We start from the raw sequence: 8,550 nt of genomic DNA, 5'->3' as shown, positions 1-8,550 counted from the left end.
TTCATGTTGCCAGTAGTGCTGCGGAGTCCATTAGAAATGTCACGAACCGAATCTGCCGAAGAGAGATGGCAGAATAGCATGCTCACAAAATGCGTCCAACTGTTGATGCCCTTGTGATGTTTGTCAGATTGATGTTCGTGAACCAATTTTTTGAAAATGTTCCGATCTACGAGTCCCAAAATCTGAGAGAATACGTTTATATTTACCATGGCGATGGATCAATTTTGGCGAAATAAATATAGCATTCCCTGCTATATAAATCCACCGCCATTTTTTCCCTCGTTTAGGACGCTACTGAAGGTCATTCGTTAAACTAGGCCTAAACTGGTATGTTTCGGACTGGCAGTTGAAAAATCTGCAATATGCAGACCATAATAATCCGGCTGTGATTGTTTCAAATCATCCTAATTCATTTTTTGACGCACTGATTATTACTGTGCATCAACCATCTGAAATATGTTTTTTAACAAGGGGAGATATTTTTGAAAAACCTTGGGCAAATTGGGCATTGCGTACATTCTTTATGTTGCCAATTTATAAGAAAAATGATGGCGATGATGCTGAGATCAGGAATGCATTCACTTATGACGAATGTGTACGACAGTTGAAGATGGGACGCAAATTGTTGATTTTCCCTGAAGGAGTTTCAAGAAATCATATTGATTTAAAACCTTTTATGACAACAGGGTTGAACTCTATTATCCAACGAGCAGTTCAGATGGATGTACCTATTCAGGTACAACCTTATATTTTGAGTTATAATTCATTTGATTTTAACCCCAAGGCTGTGTACTTAGAAGCTTTGGAGCCTATTGACTCCACAGATTATTTAAATAATTCTGAAGTTATGACCAAAGAGATTATTAAAAAGGTTAGAGGGGAAATGGATAGCCATATGCTCAATAGCTTTGTGGGAGAAACAGAAGGCATCCGAAAAAGTAGAGAATGGATGAAATTCCCAGCAATAGCTGGTAAATATACACATAACTGGTACTATCAGTTAGTCAAAAAACAGGTATTGAAAAAAACAGAAAATACGATCTTTTATGATTCTTTATTATTTGCTGTTCTTCTATTTACTTATCCTGTTATTATCTTTTTATTGAGTGTAATTATAGGCAGTATCACGGGGTTTTGGTGGGGATTTTTGATATTTATCCTCTTGCCATTCTTGTCATATTGTTGGGTACAGTACCAGCCTGTTAGGGTTGGTGGAGAAAATTTAGATGATCGTGTCAACAAGTTGAATCCTTAAATTTATTCTGCTGCTTTTTACCCGAGATTTTATAATATAATTTTTTACCATATTTAATTGCGAAATACAGCATGATCAAGACCAAGATCCCTGCAAGCACCGGAATAAATATGGCGAATATACTCATGATGGTAGACCCAATGGTTTCTACTGTTGACAGGACAGGATTACCTACACCTGCAGTCGTTGTGGAGGATGCAGCTCTGGTGCCGGCAAGCACTGAGCTTATAGTGGCAGCTGTGCCTCCGCCGGCAATTATTGCCAAGGACCATTGTATCCAGTTGTTTACCTCTGTAAATTGAGAAGCAAAGAGCATGGATCCAGCAATAGTAGCAAGTGGAACAGTGATACTGTCTAGAATATTGTCAACAAAGGGGATATAGTAGGCAATGATTTCTGTCAAGGTAGCAATTCCAGTAGCTATTACCGCAGGTAAGCTCCCAATCCAAGCATAATCTGCATCCAAAGGAATAATCTTGAGATAAGTGCCTAGACTCAAAAAGAAAATAGGCAAAAATACACGAAACCCTGTGGCTGCAGCAAGGCCAATGCCTATGAACAACGAAACTAAGTATGGTAGTGAATCGGTCATCTCTTGGATTTATGAATTTTACAACAAAATTCTAGCCAATAAATTAACCTTCCAGATTCATGATTTCTTCAGCCAATAATTCCCAATCTTGTTGCAATGTTTCTAGCTTTGCTTTTTCAGAATTGTAATTCCGAGTGTATTCCTGTAATTTGACAGCATCAGAATAAATGTCTTCTTGTGCTAGTTCAGTTTCCAGACGTTTTACCAAAACCTCTTGCTCTTCGATTTTCTCTTCCAAAAGATTTAACTCTTTATTCTTTTTTTGAATAATCCTTTTTACGTCTTCGGTTGGAGCTGCTTTCTCCTTCTTTGGTTCCTCTTTAGGTTTCTTTTCCTGCTTGATTTCAGGTTTGATAACACGTTTTGAGTTCCATTCCTCATATTCTTGGTAGGATCCAGGATATTCTTTTATTTCCTTGTTTTCAATAAACCAGATTTTATTGGCAATATTGTCCAGAAAATATCGGTCGTGGGATACGACAATGAATGATCCTTCATACTGTTGAAGAGCTTGGATTAAGATATTGACAGATGCCATATCCAAGTGATTGGTCGGCTCATCCAGTACCAAGAAATTGGCATCTGCAGTCAATGCTTTGGCAAGAGCAACCCTTGATTTTTCACCCCCAGACAAAACTTTGATCTTTTTGAAAACATCATCGCCAGTAAATAGGAAACTACCCAAAATAGAACGTAGTTCTGTTTCTGTATGCTTAGGCGCAAAGGCAACTAATTCTTGAAGAACAGAATTTTCTAAATGCAAAGCCTCTAATTGATGTTGGGCAAAGAACGTTTGTGATACATTGTGTCCTTTCGTACTTTTTCCTTCAAATTCTTTGTCCGCATCAGCAACAATCCTTAGCAAAGTAGATTTACCTTTACCATTGGCACCAATTAATGCAATTTTGTCACCTTTTTCAATCAAACCATCCGTGTTTTCCAAAATTTCAACATTTGGATACGATTTGGAAATGTTTTCCAAGGTCACCACATGCCTGCCTGATGGTTTGGAGAATTTAAAGCTGAAGTTTACCTCAGGGTTATCATCATCCACTTCCTCCACTTTTTCCATTCTATCCAAAGCCTTGATTCGGGACTGAACCATTTTTGCTTTACTTGCTTTGGAACGGAATCTTTCGATTAGTTTCTCTTCTTGCTTGATCTTAGCCTGTTGGTTCTTAAATTGATTGCTCTGGATTTCACCACGCAGAGATTTTTCCTCTAGGTAAAAACTATAGTTACCTGCATAGAGCGTTAACTTTCCTTTCCTTGATTCAACAGTTTTATTGATAATACGGTCCAAGAAGTAACGGTCATGGGATACGATAACAATTGCACCTTCGAAACTTTGCAAATAAGTTTCAAGCCATTTGATTGATGGTAAGTCCAAGTGGTTGGTAGGCTCATCCAGTAATAGGATATCAGGCGCTTGCAACAAGATTCTCGCCAACATAACACGCATTCTCCATCCTCCTGAGAAGGTAGCTAATGGTCTTTGTTGTTCTTCTTCTGAAAATCCCAATCCTGCAAGGATTTCATGAGCACGGAATTCTATACTGTAACCATCCAATGCCTCGAATTCTGTTTGCTTATCGCTCAGCTTATTCAAGATATCATCGGAATAATCAGTTTCCAGTTTTTTCAACAGATTTTCTATTTCTGTATGAAGCTGATTCTGACGTTCAAAAGCTTCCATGGCAACATGAAGAATGCTCTTGTCCGAATGATAAGAAAGTAAATCTTGATTTAAATAACCTAACTTAAGGTCTTTGGCCATAGAGATCGTACCGCTGGTAGGTGAATATTCTCCGACGATAAGTTTCAATAAAGTAGATTTTCCGGTACCATTGGCACCGATTAGACCAACTTTATCACCTGGTTTAATATGCCAGTTGGCCTCATCGTACAAGGCCCTTGATCCAATTTCGAATGTTAAGTTATTTATAGATATCATTTCGGGTGCAAAAGTAATGAATATTTCTTCATCTTTGGCTACCTTTGCACTCATGTATAAGCTAGTTAAACCATTATTCTTCTCCATGAACCCTGAAGAAGCACATCACACGGTGACTTCTGGATTGAAATTCTTCAACAAAATTTGGGGCACGAAATCTTTGTTAAAATCATTGTATTGCGTGGATGACCCAAGGTTGGAAACCAAGGTTTTCGGCTTGACATTCAAGAATCCTGTCGGCCTTGCCGCGGGATTTGATAAAAATGCAGAATACATCGAGGATATGGCAAGACTAGGTTTTGGCTTTATAGAAATTGGAACCGTTACACCAAAACCGCAGCCCGGAAATGACAAACCCAGGATGTTCAGACTCGTTGATGACTATGCGCTGATCAATAGAATGGGATTCAATAATAAAGGTGCTGATGTAGCTGCCGCAAAACTGAAATTCCTAAAAGAAAAAAATGGCGTAATCATAGGAGGAAATATTGGTAAAAATAAAGTTACACCTAATGAAGAAGCTGTCAACGATTATATTTACTGTTTTAATTCATTGTTTGATTATGTAGATTATTTTGTTGTGAATGTCAGTTCACCAAATACGCCAGGACTACGTGACTTACAGGAAAAAGGACCGTTAATGCATATTCTAAACACACTGCAGAATTTAAATCTTGAAAAAAGTAACCCAAAGCCTATTTTGTTAAAAATTGCTCCTGATTTGACCTTCACACAGCTGGATGATATAGTAGAAATAGTTTTGGAAACAAAAATTGCAGGAGTGATCGCGACCAATACGACAATTGCTAGAGAAGGTCTGCAAAGCCATAGAAGTTTGGTTCAGGAACCAGGTGGGGTAAGTGGAAAGCCATTAACAAGAAGATCAACAGAGGTGATTAAATACCTTTCTGATAAATCAGAAAAAGCATTTCCAATCATAGGGGTAGGAGGAATACACTCTGCAGAGGATGCAATTGAAAAATTAAATGCAGGAGCAAGCCTAGTCCAAGTATATACAGGATTTATATACCAAGGGCCTGGCCTCGTTGCTGATATTTGTAAAGGAATTCTGAAAGAGAAAAAATAAAAAAAAAGGAGGTTAAATTTTAACCTCCTTTTTCACTAAATTATTGAGCTACTTTCTTAAGTATGTATTGATCTTTCAATGGGCCATCAATTGGATTTCCTTCTTGATCTAAAGAAAACAATTGATTTTCTCCAACTTTCAGCTTCATGTTCACATCTTTTCCAACTAAATGTACTACACTGCCGTTGTTGTGCCACATGAATTTACCTGTATCTTCAACTTTGGTATCACTTTCTTGATAAACTCCTTTATAACTAAAGGTCTCATCGGAATTTAAAGTAACAGTAGTTTCAATTCCCGGACAATCTGCACATGGAATGACGCCAGTGTAAGACCCCGCCCAATCCAATGAGTTCTGCGAAGTATGCGTAGTATCTACAAGATTCGTATCGGTTGTTTCCATACTGCTGGAATCAGATTCTAATTGTTTTTTGGCATTTGATGTGCAGGAGCTAACCGTTATTATAGATGCTAAGCTTGCTATTAACCATAGTTGTTTCATAAAGACTAATTTTATTTATCAAATTTATCCAAAAATTAAGCCAATTGAAAAGATATAACTAAAAATTTTTACAATAATTTTTCTTATTAAAAAAATAAAGCCCCCAAATATTTATTTGAAAGGCTTAAATTAATTTTAAACCAATATTAGTACTGCTCTATGAAAAATTTTAATAACTCAGTTGTTGTAACAATTTCCTTGAGGTACTCACCACTTTGTGTTTTTATAAGCAGCATCCCAAAACATAAACTCTAATTTACTAGCAGTTTTAAAGGCCTCCAGCATTAATTTTCTTTTTTCTGCCGTTGAATCTTCAGCCATGACATCCGTATATGCAATTGCGAGTTTTACACCCTCCGCAAATTCATCCCCGCTATAAGTATCTATCCAATTTTTATAAGGATTGTTAGATGAATTTTGAGTTTCCAAGATGTGGTCGCCTACTTCTTTATAAATCCAAAAACAAGGTAAAATTGCGGCTGTTGCCACTTCAATCGGGTCAAAGGCCACAGTGCTTTTGAGAAAATGAATATAGTGATGGCAAATAGGTTCTATGGTTATTTCTTGATGTGCCTGAAGACCAAATTGTTCAAAATAAGCTTCATGCAATGCACTCTCAACAACCAAAGCATTTTTCCCAAATTCGAAAAAATCCAATGCCATTTTATTATCCATTGCTTTAGAACCTAAAGCAGCCAATGCCCTGCCATAATGTTCAAGATATTTAGCATCTTGAAGCATATAAAACTGAAATTTCTCCAGTGGAAGTGTGCCTTCTTTTAATTCTTGGATAAACGGCATTTCCAATATTTCTTGAAATAAGGGTTGGATGCTCTGCCAAGCATGATCAGTCCAATTCATATTTAATGAGTTTTATGGGGTTAAAAAAATGATTTAGAGGTCCGTTGCCTTTGCCTATAACGAGATCTTTACTGCCAAGTATAGCACTATTAACATACGATAATCCTTTTTCTGTTGCTTGAGTTAGGTTAAACCCTCTCGCTAAAAAAGAGGCAATTGCAGAAGAAAGTGTACATCCTGAACCATGAGTGTTTTTGGTGTTAACTCGTTTAGATTCAAAATATTGCGCTGGTTTACCATGTTGAATAAGGATACTCGTTAAAATATCGCTGTCTAGATGGCCTCCTTTTAATAAAGCAGACTTACAACCTAGTCCAAGGATCTCTTCCGAAACTTCTTCCATAGCCTTGACGTCAGAAATCTCCTTTCCTACAAGCACGGAAACTTCATCCAAATTTGGAGTAATAATAGATGCAATTGGAAACAATAACTCTTTAATCGCCTGAATCGTTTCGTCCTTTATCAATCGATGACCACTTGTTGAAACCATCACTGGATCGAATACTATACTTCCTCTATAATCTTTAAGGTGGTTTGCAATAACCTCAACCAGTTCACTGCTATGGACCATTCCAATTTTAATGCTGTCAGGATAGATGTCGTCAAAGAGGCAATCTAATTGTTCTTTGACTGCTTCTGTAGGTATTTCAAAAATATTTCTTACTCCTTGAGTGTTTTGGACCGGCAAAGCAGTTAGTACATTCATAGCATAACACCCCAATGATGAAATTGTCTTTGTGTCAGCTTGAATTCCTGCACCACCACTGCCATCAAACCCTGCAATACTTAATACTGTAGGTGTTTGATATTTTTTATCTTCTGTCATATGATTTTTCCCTTTAATTCTTCTGCTGCTTTCCTAGGATCTGTGCTTGCACAGATAGCTGAAACAACAGCGATACTATTTGCCCCTGATTCAAATGCTTTTCCAGCATTTGAAATATTCATCCCTCCAATAGCGATCATTGGCTTAGAAACTGTTTTGGACAATTCTTCCAATCCATCAATACCCCAAGTTGTCACTGTATTCGTCTTGGTAGGAGTTTTGAAAATTGGGCTTACCCCCAAATGATGGACGGCATGCATCTCCTTATCCTTTAATTGTTCTGCAAATTCCAGGGACCAACCAATTTTAAGACGATCGCCATAGGTGGAGATAATATCAAGTGGTTGCATATCTGATAAACCAACATGTATACCCCAAGAACCAATTTCAGCAGCTATATCTGCTGCATCATTGATGATCAAAGGCACAGCATACCTGTCTGTTATATTTTTTAGATCTATTGCTTTCTGCAAGTACTCTTTCCTTGAAATATCCTTTTCCCTAAGTTGAATAATATCAACCCCTCCTTGGATTGCCGCTTCAGCTACTTGTAGCCAAGGCAAATGTTTACAGTCAGACTCAGATATGACCAAATAAAGTGGATAGGGAAAATCAGGATGGATTGGCATTTCTCTTGAGCTTAAGATTTTCAGAGATCTGTTCTTTACTGAGATTATACAGCGTATCGTATAAGTTCAATTGCAAGCTTCCGGGACCTTTTGAGATGGAGGCTGATAACTCACCGGCAAGGCTAGTTATTGCAACTCCAGCAATCGCTTCCTGAAATGGATTGTTGCCAAGTCCCAAGAATGCTGCAATGATAGCTGTCGATGTGCATCCAAGCCCTGTCACTTTGGTCATCATCGCAGATCCATTGGCAATTTCGGCAACTTCATCTCCAGAAATTACATAATCTATTTCCCCAGAAATGCATATGATTGATCCATATTCTTTATTCAAAAACTTACCAGCTTCCAGTGCAGTTGAACTTTCTTCCGTACTATCAACTCCTTTTCCAGTAGACCCAAAATTTTGGAGCGCCATGATTTCAGAAGCATTCCCTCTTATTACTATTGGCTTGAGGGCCAATAATTTTTTCAAGGTTTCATTTCTAAGAGAAGATATTCCAGCACCAACAGGATCCAATATCCATGGTTTCCCAATTTTATTGGCAAAAGAAGCAGCTAAAATCATGCTTTCTGCCCAAGGTTTACTCAAAGTTCCTATATTGATTACAAGGGAGTTGCAAAAGGTTAATACCTCTTCGATTTCTTCTTCAGCATGTACCATAATAGGCGATGCACCTAAAGCCAATAAAGCATTGGCGGTGTTGTTCATCACTACAAAGTTGGTGATGTTTTGTACGAGTGGTGTTGTGGATCGTACCTGAGTGAGCAAAGTATAAATGTCGTTTTCCATTAATATTATTTTAAATTACATTAATGGCTAAAAAGGGTAGGAAGGGGGCATAAA

10 protein-coding genes are annotated in these 8,550 nt (G+C 37.6%); 2 read left to right on the top strand and 8 right to left on the bottom strand.

From position 1 onward, the window contains the following. Window positions 1-209, bottom strand: a 209-nt coding sequence (locus CRT24_RS08730) for a DUF4372 domain-containing protein (RefSeq protein WP_218962599.1), incomplete at its 3' end; no start/stop codon positions are given. Between the two features lie 137 nt (window positions 210-346). On the opposite strand from CRT24_RS08730, the gene CRT24_RS08725 reads away from it, so the two are divergent. After that, window positions 347-1,255, top strand: a complete 909-nt coding sequence (locus CRT24_RS08725; protein ID WP_099370857.1) for a 1-acyl-sn-glycerol-3-phosphate acyltransferase — start codon at window positions 347-349, stop codon at window positions 1,253-1,255. Here CRT24_RS08725 and CRT24_RS08720 read toward each other — a convergent pair. Both CRT24_RS08720 and CRT24_RS08715 read right to left on the bottom strand, forming a co-directional pair. Next, the gene (locus tag CRT24_RS08720; protein ID WP_099370856.1) at window positions 1,236-1,847 is read right to left on the bottom strand and encodes a DUF4126 domain-containing protein; all 612 of its coding nucleotides are present in this window, start codon (window positions 1,845-1,847) and stop codon (window positions 1,236-1,238) included. The two genes, CRT24_RS08725 and CRT24_RS08720, sit on opposite strands and share 20 nt — an antisense overlap. A gap of 43 nt (window positions 1,848-1,890) precedes the next feature. Continuing rightward, window positions 1,891-3,801: an ABC-F family ATP-binding cassette domain-containing protein gene (locus CRT24_RS08715; protein WP_099370863.1), complete on the bottom strand. Its 1,911-nt coding sequence runs from the start codon at window positions 3,799-3,801 to the stop codon at window positions 1,891-1,893. 52 nt (window positions 3,802-3,853) lie between these two features. On the opposite strand from CRT24_RS08715, the gene CRT24_RS08710 reads away from it, so the two are divergent. Next, entirely contained in the window at window positions 3,854-4,888 is a 1,035-nt protein-coding gene (locus CRT24_RS08710; RefSeq protein WP_099370855.1) for a quinone-dependent dihydroorotate dehydrogenase, read from the top strand. A gap of 40 nt (window positions 4,889-4,928) precedes the next feature. Here CRT24_RS08710 and CRT24_RS08705 read toward each other — a convergent pair whose 3' ends face one another. The 5 genes from CRT24_RS08705 to thiM form a co-directional block, all read right to left on the bottom strand. Further along, window positions 4,929-5,390, bottom strand: coding sequence for a copper resistance protein NlpE (locus CRT24_RS08705; protein WP_099370854.1), 462 nt, complete (start codon window positions 5,388-5,390; stop codon window positions 4,929-4,931). Window positions 5,391-5,597: 207 nt separating this feature from the next. Further along, on the bottom strand, window positions 5,598-6,251 hold the full coding sequence (gene tenA / locus CRT24_RS08700) for a thiaminase II (protein ID WP_099370853.1): 654 nt from the start codon (window positions 6,249-6,251) through the stop codon (window positions 5,598-5,600). Then, window positions 6,238-7,077 (bottom strand): bifunctional hydroxymethylpyrimidine kinase/phosphomethylpyrimidine kinase, encoded by an 840-nt coding sequence (thiD, locus tag CRT24_RS08695; protein ID WP_099370852.1) that lies wholly within the window; start codon window positions 7,075-7,077, stop codon window positions 6,238-6,240. Before thiD ends, tenA begins: the two co-directional genes overlap by 14 nt. Beyond that, window positions 7,074-7,706 (bottom strand): thiamine phosphate synthase, encoded by a 633-nt coding sequence (gene thiE / locus CRT24_RS08690; RefSeq protein ID WP_099370851.1) that lies wholly within the window; start codon window positions 7,704-7,706, stop codon window positions 7,074-7,076. The genes thiD and thiE overlap by 4 nt, the downstream gene beginning before the upstream one ends. After that, window positions 7,690-8,496 (bottom strand): hydroxyethylthiazole kinase, encoded by an 807-nt coding sequence (gene thiM / locus CRT24_RS08685; RefSeq protein WP_099370850.1) that lies wholly within the window; start codon window positions 8,494-8,496, stop codon window positions 7,690-7,692. The genes thiE and thiM overlap by 17 nt, the downstream gene beginning before the upstream one ends. Window positions 8,497-8,550: the final 54 nt, after the last annotated feature.

The sequence above is a fragment of the Sphingobacterium sp. 1.A.5 genome (genome assembly GCF_002734235.1).
GTDB lineage: Bacteria > Bacteroidota > Bacteroidia > Sphingobacteriales > Sphingobacteriaceae > Sphingobacterium > Sphingobacterium daejeonense.
The sequence above is the reverse complement of the archived record's forward strand: the minus strand, read 5'-3'. Positions and strand labels throughout refer to the sequence as shown.